This is a genomic window from Arsenicicoccus sp. UBA2120 (genome assembly GCF_002330965.1).
GTDB lineage: Bacteria > Actinomycetota > Actinomycetes > Actinomycetales > Dermatophilaceae > Arsenicicoccus > Arsenicicoccus bolidensis.
The window spans coordinates 1-17,128 of the sequence record NZ_DCYC01000069.1 but is presented as its reverse complement, the minus strand read 5'-3'; the positions used below and the strand labels follow the sequence as shown (position 1 = coordinate 17,128).

Genomic DNA, 17,128 nt, shown 5'->3' with positions numbered 1-17,128 from the left:
CCCGCTGCGCATCGGGATCGTCTGCCCGTACTCCTTAGACGTCGCCGGGGGGGTGCAGTTCCACGTGCGCGACCTCGCCGAGTGGCTGCTGCGCGCGGGCCACGAGGTGTCGGTGCTGGCGCCGGCCGACGAGGACACCGCGCTGCCGCCGTACGTCGTGAGCGCCGGGCGGGCCGTCCCCGTGAAGTACAACGGCTCCGTGGCGCGGCTCAACTTCGGACCGGTCACGGCGTCGCGGGTGGCGCGCTGGCTCGAGGACGGCGCCTTCGACGTCGTGCACATCCACGAGCCGATCACCCCGTCGATCGGCACCCTCGCCCTCTGGCAGGCGGAGTGCCCGATCGTCGCGACCTTCCACTCCTCCCAGGTGCGCTCGCGGGCGATGCAGACGGTCTACCCCGCCTTCCGCCCGTCGCTGGAGAAGATCCTGGGCCGCGTCGCCGTCTCCGAGGACGCCCGCCGCACGGTGACCACGCACTACGGCGGCGACGCGGTCGTCATCCCCAACGGCGTCTACGTCGACCGGTTCGCCGCCGCGCCCGTCCGCCCCGAGTGGCAGGGCACGCCGGAGCGGCCGACCATCGCCTTCCTCGGCCGGCTGCAGGAGCCGCGCAAGGGGCTGCCCCTGCTGCTGGAGGCGCTGCCCGCGATCACCCGCGAGGTGCCCGGGGTCCGGCTGCTCGTCGCCGGCCCGGGCGACCAGGACGCCGTGCGCGCCGCGGTGCCCGACGGGTGCCACGTCGAGCTGCTCGGGGCCGTCTCCGACGAGGACAAGGCGTCGCTGTTCCGCTCGGCCGACGTCTACGTCGCGCCCAACACCGGTGGCGAGAGCTTCGGCATCATCCTGGTGGAGGCCATGGGGGCGGGGGCGCCCGTGCTGGCGTCCGACCTCCCGGCGTTCGTGCGCGTGCTGGACGGGGGGCGTGCCGGCGCGACCTTCGCCAACGAGTCGAGCGCGGCGCTGGCCGAGCGTGCGGTGGCGCTGCTCGCCGACCCCGACCGGCGCGCCGAGCTGTCCCGCGTGGGGCAGGAGCGCGCCTGGCAGTTCGACTGGTCCGTGGTGGCCGAGCAGGTGCTCGCGGTCTACGAGACCGTCCTGCTCGGGGCGCCCGAGAAGCAGCGAGGGGCCGTCTCCCGCCGCCTCGAGGGCATGGGACGCAGCCTCACCCAGGGGATCGGCGACGCCCTCGGCCGGGGCGCGCGACGCTGATGCACGTCCCCGACATCCCGCTCACCGTCGTCCTCGTCGGCCTGGTCCTCCTGCTGCTCGCGTGGCGGCTGACCTACACCGCCGCCCGCCTGGACCGGCTGCACGCCCGCGTCGAGGGCGCGCTCGTCGCCGTCGACGCCCAGCTGGTGCGACGCGCCGAGGCCGTGCAGGAGCTGGCGGGGTCGGGTCTGCTGGACCCGGCGACCTCGCTGTTCCTCGCCGCGGCGGCGGCCGAGACGCTGGAGCTCGAGGACGAGCCGGTCGAGGCGCGGATCGAGGCCGAGACCGACCTGACCCAGGCGCTCGACCTCGCCCTGCCGCCCGAGACGGTCGACGCGCTGCGGCGCGACGGCGACCACGGCGGCCGCGTCCTGCTGCAGCGGCTGCGCAGCTCCTGCACCCGCGTCCAGCTCGCCCGGCGCTTCCACAACGACGCCGTCGTCGACGTGCAGCGGGTGCGGCGCAAGCGCCTCGTCCGCACCTTCCGCCTGGCCGGGCACGCCGAGCTGCCGCACACGGTGGAGTTCGACGACCGCCTGCCCTCCGCCCTCGAGTGATCCGGGCGATGCGGGCGCGTCGCGCGGATGGACCTACGATGACGCCGACACCGAAGTCGACACAGCAGTCCTCGAGCTAAGGCAGCGCCAACGCGATGAGCATCACCGAGTCCAGCCCCGCGACCACCCCTTCCGTCCCCAGCGCCGGCACCGGCACCGGCACCACCCGCGTCAAGCGCGGCATGGCCGAGATGCTCAAGGGCGGCGTGATCATGGACGTGGTCACGCCGGAGCAGGCCAAGATCGCCGAGGACGCCGGCGCCGTCGCCGTCATGGCCCTCGAGCGGGTCCCCGCGGACATCCGCGCCCAGGGTGGCGTGTCCCGCATGAGCGACCCCGACATGATCGACGGCATCATCGAGGCCGTCTCCATCCCGGTCATGGCCAAGGCCCGGATCGGCCACTTCGTCGAGGCCCAGGTGCTGCAGGCCCTCGGCGTGGACTACGTCGACGAGTCCGAGGTGCTCACCCCCGCGGACTACAGCAACCACATCGACAAGTGGGCGTTCACCGTGCCGTTCGTCTGCGGCGCGACCAACCTCGGCGAGGCCCTGCGCCGCATCACCGAGGGTGCGGCCATGATCCGCTCCAAGGGCGAGGCCGGCACCGGCGACGTCTCCAACGCCACCACCCACATGCGCAAGATCCGCGGCGAGATCAGCCGCCTGCAGACGATGGCGGCCGACGAGCTCTACGTCGCCGCCAAGGAGCTGCAGGCGCCGTTCGAGCTCGTGCGCGAGGTCGCCCAGAGCGGCAAGCTGCCCGTCGTGCTCTTCACCGCCGGCGGCATCGCCACCCCCGCCGACGCCGCCATGATGATGCAGCTCGGCGCCGAGGGCGTCTTCGTCGGCTCCGGCATCTTCAAGTCCGGCAACCCGGCCCAGCGCGCGGAGGCCATCGTCAAGGCCACCACCTTCTACGACGACCCCGACACCCTCGCCAAGGTCTCGCGCGGACTCGGCGAGGCCATGGTCGGCATCAACGTCGACGAGATCCCGCAGCCGCACCGTCTGGCCGAGCGCGGCTGGTGAGCTGAGCGTCGTCACCCCCGCTCGGCGCACGCGGGCGGGGGTGGCACGTCAGCGCTCGGAGCGTGGAGCCTGCTCACGGCGAGCGCCGCGGCCACGAGCAGCGCGAGCGATCCCAGCCACAGGACGGGCTCGCCCAGGCGTGACAGCACCCACGTGCCGAGCGCCGGGCCCACCGCCATCCCGACCGAGAAGGTCAGGGAGAAGGACGCCAGGTAGCCCGAGCGCTGGTGCGGGGGCGCCAGCGCCGCGAACATCGCGCCGATCACCGCGGCGGCGCCCACCTCGCCCACGCTCCACACGATCACCGCGACCAGGTGGGTCGCGACGGACCCGGCCACGACGGTGAGCCCGAAACCAGCCCCCACGACGACCAGGGCCGTGGCATAGACGAGCTCGGGTCGCCACCGCTCGATCCGACCCGCCGCGAACGGCTGCAGCAGCACGATCACCACCCCGTTGACCGCCACGATCGCGCCGTAGGCCGCCGCCGACAGGCCGTCGCGCCCCATGACGAGCGGCAGCGTCGAGTAGGCCTGCTGGTAGACCGTCGCGTAGGCCGTGGCGGCGAGCACGAGGGTCACGGCGCGCGGGTCGCGGACCATCGAGGCCACCACCCCGCGCGTGGCGGGTCCGTAGGGGCGGCGGGCGCGCGGCATACGAGGCACGAGCACCACCACGAGCAGGGCGGACAGCAGCGTGGCCGCCGCGTCCACGACGAACAGCCAGCCGTAGCCGAACCGGCTGAGGACCCCGGCCGTGAGCGTCGCGACCGAGAAGCCCAGGTTGAGCGCCCAGAAGACGAGGGAGTAGGCGCGGACGCGCTGCTCGGGCGCGACGACGTCCGCGACGAGGGCGTTCTGCGCCGGGCGGGCCAGGTCCGAGCACAGCCCGACGGCCAGGGCGCCCGCCACGACCAGAGGGGTGGTCGGCGCGGCCGCCAGCCCGAGGAGCGCTAGCGCCGCGAGCGACTGGCCGAGGACGATCGCCGACCGCCGCTCCAGCCGGTCGCCCAGCCACCCGCCGACCAGGCTCGACACGATCGCGCCCACGCCGAGGAAGGCCGCGACCAGTCCGGCCTGCGCGAGCGAGAGCCCCTTCTCGCGGACGAGGAAGAGGACCAGGAAGGGCTGGACGAAGGTCGCCAGGCGGTTGACGAGGACGGCGGTCCAGATCGCCCAGTAGGTGCGCGGCAGGCCGAACGGCCCGTCGGTGCGCAGGCGGCTGCTGCTGCCCGTCGAGGGGATCGTGTCGCGGGTGGTCATGGGTCGAGCGTGGGCCCGCAGGACCTGGTCGGGCCAGGATTCGGTGGTGGCCACATCGTCGGGGGCTAGCCTGGCCGTATGACGAGCCCCACGGCCACCCGCGCCACCCGGTCGCGCAGCGAGAACCCCACCGGCGTGCGCACGGTCGGGCCGGCCGAGCTCGGGCGGCTGGGCTTCGCGGTGTCGCCGGTGTGGGAGGCGGTGGCGTCGCTGAAGGTGCTCCAGGGCCAGGGCAGCACCCTCCACGACCCCTGGGCGCAGGTCGCCCGTGACCGGGTGCTGGACGCAGGCCTCGACCTCGGCCTGCTCCTGGCGCTGGTGCCCGGTGCCGGGCACCTCGCGGACTTCGTCACGCCGACCCCGCACGGGCGCGAGGGCTCGATGACGGAGGCGCTGACCGACGTCCGCGAGGCCGCGACGGAGGTCGTCGAGCAGGACCTGCGGATCCTGCTCTCCGAGAGCCCCACCCCCTCGTCTCGCGAGGCCCTGGTCGCGGGGCTGCGGGACCCGGCCTCCGTGCGCGGTCGCGCGGCGGACGACCTCGAGGCGTACTTCGAGGTGGCGGTAGCCCCGGTCTGGGAGCGGCTCCGCGGCCTGGGGGAGTCCGACATCGCCTGGCGCCTCGAGCAGATCGCGAGCGGAGGCCTGCACCAGGTGCTCGGGACGCTGCACCCCCGACTGCGCATGGAGGGGGAGCAGCTGGTCGTCGAACGTGCCTGCCAGCCCGGGCCGACCACGTCCGGCGGCGGGCTCGTGCTCGTGCCGTGCGCGTTCGCCTTCCCCGGGCTGCTGTTCCTCGACATGCCGGGGCACTCCCCGACGGCGAGCTACGGACCGCGCGGGGTCGGCACCCTGTGGCGCGAGGCGCCCGACGCGACGGGCACCGCGCTCGCGGACCTCGTCGGTCGCACGCGCGCCGGCGCGGTGGTGCTCCTCGACCTGCCGATGACGACGTCGCAGCTGGCGTGCCACCTCGACGTCACCCCGCCCACCATGAGCCAGCACCTGCAGGTCATGGCCCGGGCGGGGCTCGTGGCGGCTCGTCGACGGGGCCGCGAGGTGCTCTACGCCCGCACCCAGCTCGGCGACCTGCTCGTGGCGAGCACCCACCCGCGCGGCCCGTCGGTCGGTGCGGACCGGTAGCGCGAGCGGGCGGTTCAGCGGCATACGGCCCGAGCACTATCGTGAGGCGGGTGACAGCCCCCACCCGCATCGGAGTCCTCGCCGTCCAGGGCGACGTGCGCGAGCACGTCCACGCGCTGGAGTGCCTGCGCGTCCAGGCCATCACCGTCCGCCGGCCGCACGAGCTCGACGAGCTGGACGGGATCGTCATACCCGGTGGTGAGTCCACGGTGATGGACAAGCTGGTGCGAGCGTTCGGGCTGCAGGGTCCGCTGCGGGACCGGATCACCGCCGGTATGCCGGCCTACGGGTCCTGCGCGGGCATGATCATGCTCGCCGACCGCGTGACCGACGCGACGGCCGACCAGCAGACCCTGGGCGGGATGGACATCACGGTGCGGCGCAACGCGTTCGGTCGCCAGGTGGACTCGTTCGAGGCCGACCTGTCGGTGCCGGCGATCCGCGACGGGGTGGCCGAGCCGCTGCGCGCGGTGTTCATCCGGGCCCCGTGGGTGGAGGACGTCGGCGCGGACGTCGAGGTGCTGGCCAGGGTGCCGGAGTCCGCCGAGGGGGCGGCGGCGGGCAAGGTCGTGATGGCGCGGCAGGGCTCCCTGCTGGTCACGAGCTTCCACCCCGAGGTCACCGGGGACCTGCGGGTGCACGAGTACTTCGTGGACCTCGTGCGTGGCGCGTAGACTGGGCCAGTTGCCACGCCGGACATCACGAGGAGCTTACGTATGAGCGGCCACTCCAAATGGGCCACCACCAAGCACAAGAAGGCGGCGATCGACGCCAAGCGCGGCAAGCTGTTCGCCAAGCTGATCAAGAACATCGAGGTCGCCTGCAGGCAGGGCGGCGCCGACCCGGCCGGCAACCCCACGCTGTACGACGCGGTCCAGAAGGCCAAGAAGAACTCCGTCCCCAACGACAACATCGACCGTGCGCTGAAGCGCGGCTCCGGTGCTGACTCCGGCGGCGCGGACTGGCAGACGATCATGTACGAGGGCTACGCCCCCAACGGTGTCGCCGTGCTGATCGAGTGCCTCACCGACAACCGCAACCGCGCCGCCACCGAGGTGCGCGTGGCGCTGACCCGCAACGGCGGCAACCTCGCCGACCCGGGCTCGGTCGCCTACAACTTCTCGCGCAAGGGCGTCGTGACGCTCACCAAGCAGCAGAAGGACCGCGAGCTGACCGAGGACGACCTCCTGGAGATCGTCCTCGACGCCGGCGCGGAGGAGGTCAACGACGACGACGAGACCTTCGAGATCATCTCGGAGGCAGGCGACTTCGTGGCCGTGCGCACCGCGATCCAGCAGGCGGGCCTGGACTACGAATCGGCCGAAGCGAGCTTCGTGCCCAACCTCAAGGTCGAGCTGGACGCCGACGGCGCCCGCAAGATGCTCAAGGTCGTCGACGCGCTCGAGGACAGCGACGACGTGCAGAACGTCTGGACGAACGGGGACGTGAGCGACGAGGTCGCAGCCGAGCTTGATTCAGAGGACTGACGACGGCGCGAGGACACGAGCGAGCGGGGCTGGGGACGACGAGGTCGTGCCCGGCCCCGCTCGCGTTCGTCTGGAGCGTTCCCGTCAGGGGTTGTGGTGGCGGTCTCGCCGTGCGGCGTCGGTCTGGGGCTGCAGCGCGAGACGGGGGATGGTGGGCGACACGGGGGGTGGTGGGCGAGACGGGGGATGGTCGTGGAGCGCGCGGAGGCGCTCTGGCGAACGTGTGTTCGGTCTGTCGGTGTGTCCCGCGTAGCCTGACGGTGCGCACGGTGGAGACTGTCGGTGCGCAACGTGGACACTGTCGCGCGACACGTCCGGCGAGAGGGAAACGACATGCGGGTGCTCGGCGTCGACCCCGGTCTCACCCGCTGCGGTGTCGGCGTGGTGGAGGGAGTCCCCGGCCGTCCCCTGCGGCTGGTGGCGGTCGGCGTGATCCGCACCCCGAGCAGCGAGCCGCTGCACCAACGACTGCTGACCATCCAGACCGAGCTGGAGGACTGGCTGCACCACCACGACCCGGACGCGATCGCGGTGGAGCGCATGTTCGCCCGTGGGGACGTGTCCACGATCATGGGGACGGCCCAGGCGAGCGCGATCCCGATGCTCGCGGCCGCCCGCCGCGGGCTGCCGCTGGCCCTGCACACGCCGTCCGAGGTCAAGGCCGCGGTGACGGGCAACGGGCGGGCGGACAAGGCCCAGGTCACGAGCATGGTCATGCGGGTCCTGGGCCTGGACGAGCGGCCCACCCCCGCGGACGCCGCGGACGCCCTGGCCCTCGCCATCTGCCACGTATGGCGGGGCGGGGCGGCGTCACGGCTCGCCGGCGCCGTGACCGACAACCGCACGGCCGAGGCGCTCGATGCCGCGCGGCGCCGGCAGCAGGCCGCCCCCAACCGTTGGCAGCAGGCCGTGGCGGAGCATCGTGCGCAGGGTGGCGGCTCGGCCCACCCCGCGGTGGCGGCGGCCCGTCGCCAGGCGGTGCGGCGCGGGACGTCGTCGTGAGGGCTACCCTCGGGGCGGCACCGACCCTCGCGGCCTTCGGGAGTGCGACGATGCCGACGACGCCTGGGTCTGCGGTGAGCCGGGATGCGGTGCTGCGGCATACGACGAAGACGACTGGACCACAGGAGAACTCATGATCGCGTCCGTCTCCGGCACGGTGCTGACCGCCCACCTCGACCACGTCGTGGTCGAGGTCGGGGGCGTCGGCATGCTGGTGCACACGACTCCCGCCACGGCCGCCGGGCTGCGCGTGGGGCAGCAGGCCCGCCTGTCGACGACCCTCGTGGTGCGGGAGGACTCGCTGACGTTGTACGGCTTCGGCGACGACGACGAGCGGGCGCTCTTCGAGCAGGTGCAGACCGTCAGCGGGGTGGGGCCGCGGCTGGCGCTCGCGATGCTGTCGGTGCACGCCCCCGACGTCACGCGCGCGGCCATCGGATCGGGTGACATCGCGACCCTGACCAAGGTGCCCGGCATCGGCAAGAAGGGCGCCGAGCGCATCGTGCTCGAGCTCCGCGACAAGGTCGGCGTCCTCCCGGGCGCCACGCCGGGCGCGGGTGCCGCGCCGGCCGCGGGCGGGACCCAGCCGCAGGTCGTCGAGGCGCTAGTCGGGCTCGGCTGGAGCGTCAAGCAGGCCGAGGACGCCGTCGGGCGGGTGGCGTCAGCCGGCGACGCGGGCAGCATGGCCTCGACCTCTGCGATGCTGCGCGCCGCCCTGCGCGAGCTGGGGCGCTGACCCGTGCCCGAGGTGTGGGAGCGAGGGGCGGACGACGAGTTCGCCGGTCGGGCCGACGACGGCAGCTATGACGCGACGGCGCGGGTCGTCGACGCCCGTGGGGTCGACGACGAGCAGCGGGTCGAGGCGGCGCTGCGGCCGAAGCGGCTGGTGGACTTCCCCGGGCAGCCCCGCGTGCGCGACCAGCTGTCCCTGGTCCTCGAGGCCGCGCGACGCCGGGACGCGGTGCCGGACCACATCCTGCTGTCGGGTCCGCCCGGGCTCGGCAAGACGACGCTGGCGATGATCGTCGCGGCCGAGCTGGAGCGGCCGATCCGCGTGACCAGCGGACCCGCCATCCAGCACGCCGGTGACCTCGCGGCGATCCTGTCCAGCCTGGCTGAGGGCGAGGTGCTCTTCCTCGACGAGATCCACCGCATGGCCCGCCCGGCGGAGGAGATGCTCTATCTCGCGATGGAGGACTTCCGGGTCGACGTCATCGTGGGCAAGGGGCCGGGCGCGACCGCGATCCCGCTCGAGCTGCCGCCGTTCACCGTCGTCGGGGCCACGACGCGCGCCGGACTGCTGCCGGCGCCGCTGCGCGACCGGTTCGGGTTCACCGGTCACCTCGACTTCTACTCCTCCGACGACCTCGCCGCGATCCTCGTGCGCTCGGCCCGGCTCCTCGGCGTCGAGGCGCTCGACGACGGCATCGCCGAGATCGCGGGACGGTCCCGCGGCACACCCCGCATCGCCAACCGGCTGCTGCGCCGCGTCCGCGACTGGTCGCAGGTGCATGGCCGCGGCGTGGTGGACCTGGAGGCCGCGCACGAGGCACTCGCCCTCTTCGACGTCGACGTGCGGGGGCTGGACCGGCTGGACCGCGGGGTGCTGGAGCTGCTGTGCACCCGCTTCGGCGGCGGCCCCGTGGGCCTGTCGACGCTCGCCGTCGCCGTGGGGGAGGAGCCGGACACGGTCGAGACCGTCGCTGAGCCCTATCTCGTGCGCGAGGGCTTCATGGTCCGCACGCCGCGCGGGCGAGCGGCCACGGCGCTGGCGTGGCAGCACCTCGGCCTCACCGCGCCGATGGACGCCCCCGGAGCCGGGGCTCCGCAGCTCCCCCTCGACGGGGAGGGCCGGTTCTCCTGAGCGCGTGGTGATTGGGTGGGGACAGACCCGACCCGTACACTGCCGAGAGGAATCCTCCTCGTTGCACCACGTGTCAAGGTCTTCACTCTGCGTCATCCCAGGGCCCGACGATCTTGGCAGACCATCCGATCGAGAGAACGTGTCGATGATCTCTGCCACCCCGTTCGTCGCCGCTGCGGCGCAGAACGACCAAGGGGCTCTGTCCTACCTCATCTTCCTGCTCCCCCTGCTCATGCTGGGGTGGCTCTGGTGGACCACGCGCCGACGCCAGCGCGAGGCCGCGTCCCGCGCCGGGTCGCTCCAGCCCGGGCAGCGGATCGTCACCGCCTCCGGCATCATCGGGACCCTCGTGTCCCGGGGTGGCGGCGTCGCGCAGGTCGAGGTGGCCCAGGGCGTGGTCATCACCATCGACGAGCGTGCCCTCATGGGTGAGGCTCCCGCCGCCGGCACCACGACGACCCTCTCCGAGGGCACCGACTGATGGCCCGCAACCCTCGCACCAGGGGAGCGCGCCGGACCCTGGTCTGGTTCGCCACGCTCCTGCTCGGCTTGGCCGCCCTGCTCGCCGGCGTCAACACCTGGGGCACCGCGCAGGCCACGCCCAAGCTCGGCCTCGACCTCGCCGGCGGCACCCAGGTGGTGCTCGCGCCGCAGGTCGAGGGTGGCAGGGCGATCGACGAGTCGACGATGAACCAGGCCGTCGACATCATGCAGAAGCGCGTGGACGGGTCCGGCGTCGCCGAGGCCGAGGTCTCCACGCAGGGTGGGCGCAACATCGTCGTGTCGCTGCCCAAGGGCACGCCGCAGGAGACCGTCGACTCGCTCAAGAAGTCCTCGATGATGCGCTTCCGGCCCGTCCTGGTGGAGGGCCCCGGCACGACCCAGCCCGCCCCGACGCCCACCGCCACGGGGACGGCCACCGGCACGGCCACCGCGCCTGCGACCGGGTCCGCCTCGGCCACGGCGAAGCCCAGCGCTCCCGCGAGCGCTCCGGCCACCTCGACCCCGAGCAGCCCCGCCACCGCGACGCCGAGCGGCGCCCCGGCCGTCGTGCCTCCCGCCGCCGCCCAGGCCGCGCCCGCCGTGACCGTCTCACCGTCGGCCCCGGCCGCCACGCCTGCGGCGCCGGCCGCGACGACGCCTGCTGCCACGCCGACGGCCCCCGCAGCCACCACGCCCGCAGCCACCACGCCTGCTGCTCCCGCGGCGACCCCGGCCCCGACGTCCAGCGGCACCGGCGGCAAGCCGGCCAACGCCAGCGACCCCGCCTGGGTGACCCCCGAGGTGCAGGCGCAGTACGAAGCGCTCAACTGCACCGATCCCAACCTCGACCTCAAGATCTCCGACGATGCCTCCAAGCCCCTGGTCACCTGCTCGGCCGACCGCGCCGCCAAGTACATCCTCGGCCCGGCCGAGCTGCAGGGCCAGGACATCGCGGACGCGACGTCCGGCCTGCAGCCCAACCAGGCCGGCGGCACGGGCACGGAGTACGGCGTCAACCTCACCCTGACCGGTGACGGCGGCAAGAAGTTCGCCGACCTGTCCAAGCGCCTGCTCAACCTCCCGCCGCCGCGCAACCAGTTCGCCTCGGTGCTCGACGGCGAGGTCATCGTCGCCCCCCGCATCACCGTGCCGATCCTCGACGGGCGCTCCAGCATCACCGGGTCGTTCAACGCCACGAGCTCCGAGGCACTGGCCCAGCAGCTGAAGTTCGGTGCCCTGCCGATGTCCTTCCGCGTCGAGACGCAGGACACCGTCAGCCCGACGCTCGGCGCCGACCAGCTCAGCAAGGGTCTGCTCGCGGGCGCCATCGGCTTCGTGCTGGTCATGATCTACGCGCTGATCCAGTACCGCGCTCTCGGCCTGGTGACCGTGGCCTCGCTGCTCGCGGCCGCCGCGCTGACCTACCTGTGCATCACGCTGCTCGGCTGGTCGCAGAACTTCCGGCTGTCCATGGCCGGCGTCACCGGCCTGATCCTGTCGATCGGTATGACGGCCGACTCGTTCATCGTCTACTTCGAACGCGTGCGGGACGAGATCCGTGAGGGTCGCTCGATCCCGGCGGCCGTCGAGGCGGGGTGGCAGCGGGCCAAGGGCACCGTGATCATCTCCGACGCCGTCAACCTGATCGCCGCCGTCGTGCTCTACCTGCTGGCCTCCAGCAACGTCCGCGGCTTCGCCTACACGCTCGGCCTGACCACGATCATCGACGTCATCATCGTCTTCTTCTTCACCCACCCGATGCTGGCGCTGCTGTCCCGCACCACGTTCTTCGGCCAGGGGCACAAGCTCTCGGGCTTCGACCCGGACGCCCTCGGTGCCAAGCCGGCGCGCTACGTCGGTCGCGGCCGGTTCCGCGACCCCGACGCCGAGCTCGAGGCGCTGGAGACCGAGCGCGCCGCCACCAAGCAGCGTGAGGGCAGCTACACCAAGGAAGGCGGGGCCGTGCTGTGAGCAAGGTCGCTGATTTCGGTAACGACCTCTACACCGGTCGCCGCGGGCTCGACTACGTCGGTCGCCGCAAGGTGTGGTTCCTGCTGTCCGGCCTGCTGCTGGCCGTCTGCATCGGCTCCCTGGCCTTCAGCGGCCTCAACCTCGGCCTGGAGTTCCGTGGCGGCTCGGAGTTCCGCGTCTCCGACATCCGCAACATCTCGGGCTTCGAGAACCGCGCCCAGGACACCGTGCAGGACGCGGCGTCCAAGGCGGGGGAGCAGGCCGGCAACGTCACGGTCACCAAGATCGGCGACAGCTCAATCCGCGTGCAGACCGAGAAGCTCGCCGACGCCCCGACCCAGGCCGTGAGCAACGCCCTGGGCCAGGAGTTCCAGGTGGGCAAGGACAAGGTGTCGAGCACCTTCGTCGGCCCGTCGTGGGGCCAGTCGGTGAGCCAGCAGGCCCTGCGCGCCCTGCTCATCTTCTTCGCGATCGTCGCCGTGGTCCTCGCGTTCTACTTCCGCACGTGGAAGATGGCGGCGGCCGCGCTCATCGCGATGCTGCACGACATGGTCATCACCGTCGGCCTCTACACCCTCCTGGGCTTCGAGATCACCCCGGCGACGACGATCGGCTTCCTCACCGTCCTCGCCTACTCGCTCTACGACACCGTCGTGGTCTTCGACAAGGTCAAGGAGAACGTCCGCGCGGCCGGTCACACGGGTCGCCAGACCTTCAGCCAGGCGGCCAACCTCGCCGTCAACCAGACCCTGGTGCGGTCGATCAACACCTCGATGATGTCGGTCATCCCCGTCACCGTCGTGCTCATCGTCGGTCTGCTGGTCATCGGTCCGGGCGTGCTGCTCGACCTGTCCCTGGTGCTGCTCGTCGGCATCCTGGTCGGCGCCTACTCCTCGGTCTTCATCGCGACCCCGGTGCTGGCCATGCTGCGCGAGCGGGAGCCGGGCATGAAGGAGCAGGCCAAGCGCGCCCACCGCTACCAGGAGGCGCGGGGCGGCGCCAACTTCTCCGGCACCCTGCTGTCCGACCTCGGCAAGCACGACACCCACAGCTCCATGCTGGACTCCGACCTGACGCCGGCGACCGGCCCCGACGACGTCGCCACGGGTGCGGCCGGTGGTGCTGCTGGTGGCGCGACCTCGGCCACCCGGGCCGGCACCGCGACCGCGACCCGCCGCCCGACCCACCCGGCCGCCGACGGGGGTCGCCGGCCCCTGCACCCGAGCGTCACGCAGGACGGTCCCCGCAACCAGCCGCGGCGTGCGCCGCGGTCCAAGCGATAGGCACCGGCCGTATGCCGACCAGCCCGCACCCCGACCCGGAGCAGCAGCGCGTGGCCGACCTGGTCGCGTCCCTGATGCGGGACATCCCCGACTTCCCGCAGCCCGGCGTGCTGTTCAAGGACTTCACGCCGCTGCTGGCCGACGGCGCCGCCCTGGTCCAGGTCGTCGACGACGTGGCGCGCCGCCATCGCGGTGACGTGGATGTCGTCGTGGGGATGGAGGCGCGGGGGTTCATCCTCGGCGCCGCCGTGGCCTACGTCCTGGGGGTCGGCTTCGTGCCCGTCCGCAAGGCGGGCAAACTGCCGGGCGCCACCGTCACCGAGGACTACACCCTCGAGTACGGCGCGGCGACCCTCGAGATGCACCAGGACGCCCTGCACGCGGGGCAGCGGGTGCTCGTCCTCGACGACGTCCTCGCCACCGGCGGCACGGCCGCGGCGACCTGCCGCCTGGTCGAGCAGTGCGGCGCGACCGTCGCCGCCTGCGAGTTCGTCCTGGAGATCGACGCCCTCGGCGGCCGGTCTCAGCTGGTGGATCGCGTGGTCTCCTCGCTCGTGCGGGGCTGAGCGCGGCCTAGGATGGCGGGATGACGGACCAGGACGCGCGGAGCCGGTCGGACCTGCCGGTGTCTCGCCCCGACGCCGAGGCCACGGCCCTGCGCACCGAGCCGGACCCCAACGTCTCGGAGCTGGGTCCCTCACCTGCGGGAGCGGCGGCCAGCGCCGCGGTGTCCGAGCCCACCGTGCCGCTGCCGAGCTCGGCACGGATGCGGGCGCGGTTCGCGCGCTTCGGCGGGCGGACGTCCGCCAACCCGGTCCTCGAGCCGATCCTGCGCTCTCTCAAGCTGACCCACCCCAAGGCCGACACCAGCGTCATCGAGCGCGCCTACGTCGTGGCCGAGCGCTGCCACCGGGGACAGCTCCGCAAGAGCGGCGACCCCTACATCACCCACCCCCTCGCCGTCTCCACGATCCTCGCGGACCTCGGCATGCCGCCCTCGACCATCGCGGCCTCGCTGCTGCACGACACCGTCGAGGACACCGACTACTCCCTCGACGAGCTGCGCCGCGAGTTCGGCGACGAGATCGCGCGCCTCGTGGACGGGGTCACCAAGCTCGACAAGGTCCACTACGGCGACGCCGCCCAGGCGGAGACCGTCCGCAAGATGGTGGTCGCGATGGCCCGCGACATACGGGTCCTCGTGATCAAGCTGGCCGACCGGCTGCACAACGCACGGACCTGGCGCTATGTCTCGGCGAGCTCCGCCCAGCGCAAGGCGCGCGAGACCCTCGAGATCTATGCCCCCCTCGCGCACCGGCTGGGCATGAACACCATCAAGTGGGAGCTCGAGGACCTGTCCTTCGCGACGCTCTACCCCAAGGTCTACGACGAGATCGAGAACCTCGTCGCGGGTCGCGCCCCCGCCCGCGAGGAGTACCTCGCCGGGGTGCGCGAGCTGGTGCTGCACGACCTGGCGCAGGCGCGGATCAAGGCGACGGTGACCGGTCGCCCCAAGCACTACTACTCCGTCTACCAGAAGATGATCGTGCGGGGGAAGGAGTTCGACGAGATCTTCGACCTCGTCGGGGTCCGGGTGCTCGTGGAGTCGGTCCGCGACTGCTACGCCGCGCTGGGCGCGATGCACGCGCGCTGGACGCCGGTGCCGGGGCGGTTCAAGGACTACATCGCGACGCCGAAGTTCAACATGTACCAGTCGCTGCACACGACCGTGATCGGCCCGCAGGGCAAGGCCGTCGAGCTGCAGATCCGCACGTACGCCATGCATCGTCGCGCCGAGTTCGGCGTCGCGGCGCACTGGAAGTACAAGGAGGAGTCGCTGGCGGCGGTCGGCGGCAAGGCCAGCTTCGGCGGCCCCGGCGGCAACGAGATGATGTGGCTGCGCGAGCTGGTCGACTGGCAGTCCGAGACCGAGGACTCCACCGACTTCCTCGACTCCCTGCGCTTCGAGATGCAGAACGCGGGCGTCTACGCCTACACGCCCCGCGGCGACCTGATCCAGCTGCCGGCCAAGGCGACGCCCGTCGACTTCGCGTACGGGGTGCACACCGAGGTCGGTCACACGTGCGTCGGCGCTCGCGTCAACGGGCGACTCGTGTCCCTGGAGTCCGAGCTCGAGAGCGGCGACGTCGTCGAGATCTTCACGTCCAAGTCGCCCACGGCCGGCCCCAGCCGCGACTGGCTCGACTTCGTCAAGAGCCCGCGCGCCCGCAACAAGATCCGCCAGTGGTTCACCAAGGAGCGCCGCGAGGAGGCCATCGACCACGGCAAGGACCTCATCGCGAAGCAGATGCGCAAGGAGGGCCTCCCGATGCATCGCCTGTTCCGCCAGGCGAACCTCGACACCGTCGCGAAGGACCTCGGGCACCCCGACATCGCGTCGCTGTACGCCGCGGTCGGCGAGAACAACGTCGGCGCGCAGAACGTGGTCGAACGGGTCATCGACCTCGCCGGCGGTCGCGAGGGCGCGGAGGAGGAGCTGGCCGAGGCCACCGCGATGCCGCCGTCGCGCATGCGACGCAGCCAGTCGGGCAGCCGCAGCGATGCTGGCGTCGAGGTCGTCGGCGTCTCGGGCGACGTCATGGTCAAGCTCGCACGGTGCTGCACGCCCGTGCCGGGCGACCCGATCAAGGGCTTCGTCACGCGCGGCTCCGGCATCTCGGTGCATCGCGCCGACTGCGCGAACTTCGCCGAGCTGGCCGACATGACCGAGCGTGTCGTCGAGGTGCGGTGGATCGCGAACGCGAAGACGACGTTCCTCGTGGCGATGCAGGTCGAGGCGCTGGACCGCCCCCACCTGCTGTCCGACATCACGAAGGTGATCTCCGACCAGCACGTCAACATCCTGTCGGCGACCCTCAGCACGGGCCGCGACCGCGTCGCGAAGAGCCGCTTCACGTTCGAGATGGCCGACGCCAAGCACCTCGGCTCGGTCCTCAAGGCCGTCGGCGGCGTCCAGGGCGTCTTCGACGCCTACCGCGTCACCCAGTGAGTCGAGCCTCCGGCCGGTAGCCGGCTCCGCCGGCCGAGATGTGTAGACCCGCGTACCTTTTCCGGGCAGAAAAGGTACGCGGGCCTACAGATCTCGCGCGCGGGACGCGCGGCCCCCGACGGAGGTCAGCTGAAGTCGGAGGCGGTCCGGCGGGCGATGTCGAGGAAGGCCTGACGGGACTCGAGGTTCTCGCGCAGGCTCTTGGCCTTCTTCTCGTCGCCGGCGGCCTCGGCCTTCGCCATCGCGTCCTCCTTCATGTCCGTCGCGATGACTGTGGCGCCGGTGAGGGCCGTGAGGATCTGGACGCCCAACTGGCCAAGCCCTCCCAGTCCGATGACCAGCGCGAAGCGTCCGCCGCCAGCCAGGTTGGGTAGCGCCAGCTTGATCGCGTGGTACGGGGTGAGGCCCGCATCCGACAGGGGAGCGGCGGCGATGGGGTCCGCGTCGCCCAGCGGCACGAGGTTCCGCGCGGGGACGGACACGTATTCCGCCATTCCGCCATCGCGGCCCAGGCCCACACCCATGTACGGGTTGGTCGCGGCGTTCTCGCAGTAGGTGTCCTGCCCGCGGGAACAGGCGCGGCAGTGCTGGCAGCCGATGGGGCCGTAGACCAGGTAGGCGTCGCCGTGGGTGAACCCGTCGACGCCCTCGCCGACCTCTTCCACCCAGCCGGAGTTCTCATGTCCGAGGATGAACGGCGGGTTCTGGGCGCCGGGTGCGCCCTCCTCGAAGGGGTCGTAGATGGCGACGTCGGGGGGGCAGGGGGCCGGGCCCGCCCCCCCCCCCACCACCCCCCCCCCCACCCCCCCCCCCCCTTCCCCCCCC

At 72.5% G+C, this 17,128-nt stretch carries 15 protein-coding genes and 1 pseudogene; 14 read left to right on the top strand and 2 right to left on the bottom strand.

Going from position 1 to position 17,128, the window contains the following annotated elements; translation table 11 throughout:
- Nucleotides 1-4: 4 nt before the first annotated feature.
- The 3 genes from B2P18_RS10045 (at nt 5) to pdxS (ending at nt 2,798) form a co-directional block, all read left to right on the top strand.
- Nucleotides 5-1,210 carry a glycosyltransferase family 4 protein gene (locus B2P18_RS10045; RefSeq protein ID WP_286958693.1) on the top strand — a complete coding sequence of 402 codons (1,206 nt, stop codon included), beginning with the start codon at nt 5-7 and terminating at the stop codon, nt 1,208-1,210.
- Entirely contained in the window at nt 1,210-1,767 is a 558-nt protein-coding gene (locus B2P18_RS10040; RefSeq protein ID WP_029212341.1) for a hypothetical protein, read from the top strand. The genes B2P18_RS10045 and B2P18_RS10040 overlap by 1 nt, the downstream gene beginning before the upstream one ends.
- Before the next feature lie 95 nt (nt 1,768-1,862).
- Complete coding sequence (gene pdxS / locus B2P18_RS10035; protein WP_029212342.1) at nt 1,863-2,798, top strand: pyridoxal 5'-phosphate synthase lyase subunit PdxS; 936 nt, start codon at nt 1,863-1,865, stop codon at nt 2,796-2,798.
- An 11-nt stretch (nt 2,799-2,809) separates the two neighbouring features.
- On the opposite strand, the gene B2P18_RS10030 is transcribed toward pdxS, so the two are convergent.
- Complete coding sequence (locus tag B2P18_RS10030; RefSeq protein ID WP_286958634.1) at nt 2,810-4,060, bottom strand: MFS transporter; 1,251 nt, start codon at nt 4,058-4,060, stop codon at nt 2,810-2,812.
- 78 nt (nt 4,061-4,138) lie between these two features.
- Here B2P18_RS10030 and B2P18_RS10025 point away from each other — a divergent pair, with 78 nt between their 5' ends.
- From B2P18_RS10025 to B2P18_RS09975, 11 genes are all read left to right on the top strand, one after another.
- Nucleotides 4,139-5,203, top strand: coding sequence for a DUF5937 family protein (locus tag B2P18_RS10025; RefSeq protein ID WP_286958632.1), 1,065 nt, complete (start codon nt 4,139-4,141; stop codon nt 5,201-5,203).
- A 50-nt stretch (nt 5,204-5,253) separates the two neighbouring features.
- Complete coding sequence (pdxT, locus tag B2P18_RS10020) at nt 5,254-5,877, top strand: pyridoxal 5'-phosphate synthase glutaminase subunit PdxT (RefSeq protein ID WP_029212345.1); 624 nt, start codon at nt 5,254-5,256, stop codon at nt 5,875-5,877.
- A gap of 42 nt (nt 5,878-5,919) precedes the next feature.
- Nucleotides 5,920-6,690, top strand: a complete 771-nt coding sequence (locus B2P18_RS10015) for a YebC/PmpR family DNA-binding transcriptional regulator (RefSeq protein WP_019287593.1) — start codon at nt 5,920-5,922, stop codon at nt 6,688-6,690.
- 333 nt (nt 6,691-7,023) lie between these two features.
- Nucleotides 7,024-7,692 carry a crossover junction endodeoxyribonuclease RuvC gene (gene ruvC / locus B2P18_RS10010; protein ID WP_239266699.1) on the top strand — a complete coding sequence of 223 codons (669 nt, stop codon included), beginning with the start codon at nt 7,024-7,026 and terminating at the stop codon, nt 7,690-7,692.
- 133 nt (nt 7,693-7,825) lie between these two features.
- Entirely contained in the window at nt 7,826-8,428 is a 603-nt protein-coding gene (gene ruvA / locus B2P18_RS10005; RefSeq protein WP_029212348.1) for a Holliday junction branch migration protein RuvA, read from the top strand.
- Between the two features lie 3 nt (nt 8,429-8,431).
- Complete coding sequence (gene ruvB, locus B2P18_RS10000; protein ID WP_029212349.1) at nt 8,432-9,556, top strand: Holliday junction branch migration DNA helicase RuvB; 1,125 nt, start codon at nt 8,432-8,434, stop codon at nt 9,554-9,556.
- A 145-nt stretch (nt 9,557-9,701) separates the two neighbouring features.
- A complete protein-coding gene (locus tag B2P18_RS09995; RefSeq protein WP_050993340.1) occupies nt 9,702-10,037 on the top strand; it encodes a preprotein translocase subunit YajC in 336 nt (111 codons plus the stop codon).
- Entirely contained in the window at nt 10,037-12,010 is a 1,974-nt protein-coding gene (gene secD, locus B2P18_RS09990; protein ID WP_029212350.1) for a protein translocase subunit SecD, read from the top strand. The genes B2P18_RS09995 and secD overlap by 1 nt, the downstream gene beginning before the upstream one ends.
- The gene (gene secF, locus B2P18_RS09985) at nt 12,007-13,293 is read left to right on the top strand and encodes a protein translocase subunit SecF (RefSeq protein ID WP_286958620.1); all 1,287 of its coding nucleotides are present in this window, start codon (nt 12,007-12,009) and stop codon (nt 13,291-13,293) included. Before secD ends, secF begins: the two co-directional genes overlap by 4 nt.
- A gap of 11 nt (nt 13,294-13,304) precedes the next feature.
- Nucleotides 13,305-13,859, top strand: a complete 555-nt coding sequence (locus B2P18_RS09980) for an adenine phosphoribosyltransferase (RefSeq protein WP_029212352.1) — start codon at nt 13,305-13,307, stop codon at nt 13,857-13,859.
- A gap of 20 nt (nt 13,860-13,879) precedes the next feature.
- Nucleotides 13,880-16,303: a RelA/SpoT family protein gene (locus B2P18_RS09975; RefSeq protein ID WP_414630887.1), complete on the top strand. Its 2,424-nt coding sequence runs from the start codon at nt 13,880-13,882 to the stop codon at nt 16,301-16,303.
- Between the two features lie 218 nt (nt 16,304-16,521).
- Here the strand turns inward: B2P18_RS09975 and B2P18_RS09970 are convergent.
- Nucleotides 16,522-17,128 (bottom strand): annotated as a pseudogene (locus tag B2P18_RS09970) (alcohol dehydrogenase catalytic domain-containing protein); the annotation flags it as partial.

Excerpts from the sequence above, each read along its gene's own strand:
- B2P18_RS10040 (WP_029212341.1), top strand. The coding sequence starts at position 1,210 with ATGCACGTCCCCGACATCCCGCTCACCGTCGTCCTCGTCGGCCTGGTC.
- pdxS (WP_029212342.1), top strand. The coding sequence starts at position 1,863 with ATGAGCATCACCGAGTCCAGCCCCGCGACCACCCCTTCCGTCCCCAGC.
- B2P18_RS10030 (WP_286958634.1), bottom strand. The coding sequence starts at position 4,060 with ATGACCACCCGCGACACGATCCCCTCGACGGGCAGCAGCAGCCGCCTG.
- B2P18_RS10025 (WP_286958632.1), top strand. The coding sequence starts at position 4,139 with ATGACGAGCCCCACGGCCACCCGCGCCACCCGGTCGCGCAGCGAGAAC.
- B2P18_RS10015 (WP_019287593.1), top strand. The coding sequence starts at position 5,920 with ATGAGCGGCCACTCCAAATGGGCCACCACCAAGCACAAGAAGGCGGCG.
- ruvC (WP_239266699.1), top strand. The coding sequence starts at position 7,024 with ATGCGGGTGCTCGGCGTCGACCCCGGTCTCACCCGCTGCGGTGTCGGC.
- ruvA (WP_029212348.1), top strand. The coding sequence starts at position 7,826 with ATGATCGCGTCCGTCTCCGGCACGGTGCTGACCGCCCACCTCGACCAC.
- B2P18_RS09995 (WP_050993340.1), top strand. The coding sequence starts at position 9,702 with ATGATCTCTGCCACCCCGTTCGTCGCCGCTGCGGCGCAGAACGACCAA.
- secD (WP_029212350.1), top strand. The coding sequence starts at position 10,037 with ATGGCCCGCAACCCTCGCACCAGGGGAGCGCGCCGGACCCTGGTCTGG.
- B2P18_RS09980 (WP_029212352.1), top strand. The coding sequence starts at position 13,305 with ATGCCGACCAGCCCGCACCCCGACCCGGAGCAGCAGCGCGTGGCCGAC.
- B2P18_RS09975 (WP_414630887.1), top strand. The coding sequence starts at position 13,880 with ATGACGGACCAGGACGCGCGGAGCCGGTCGGACCTGCCGGTGTCTCGC.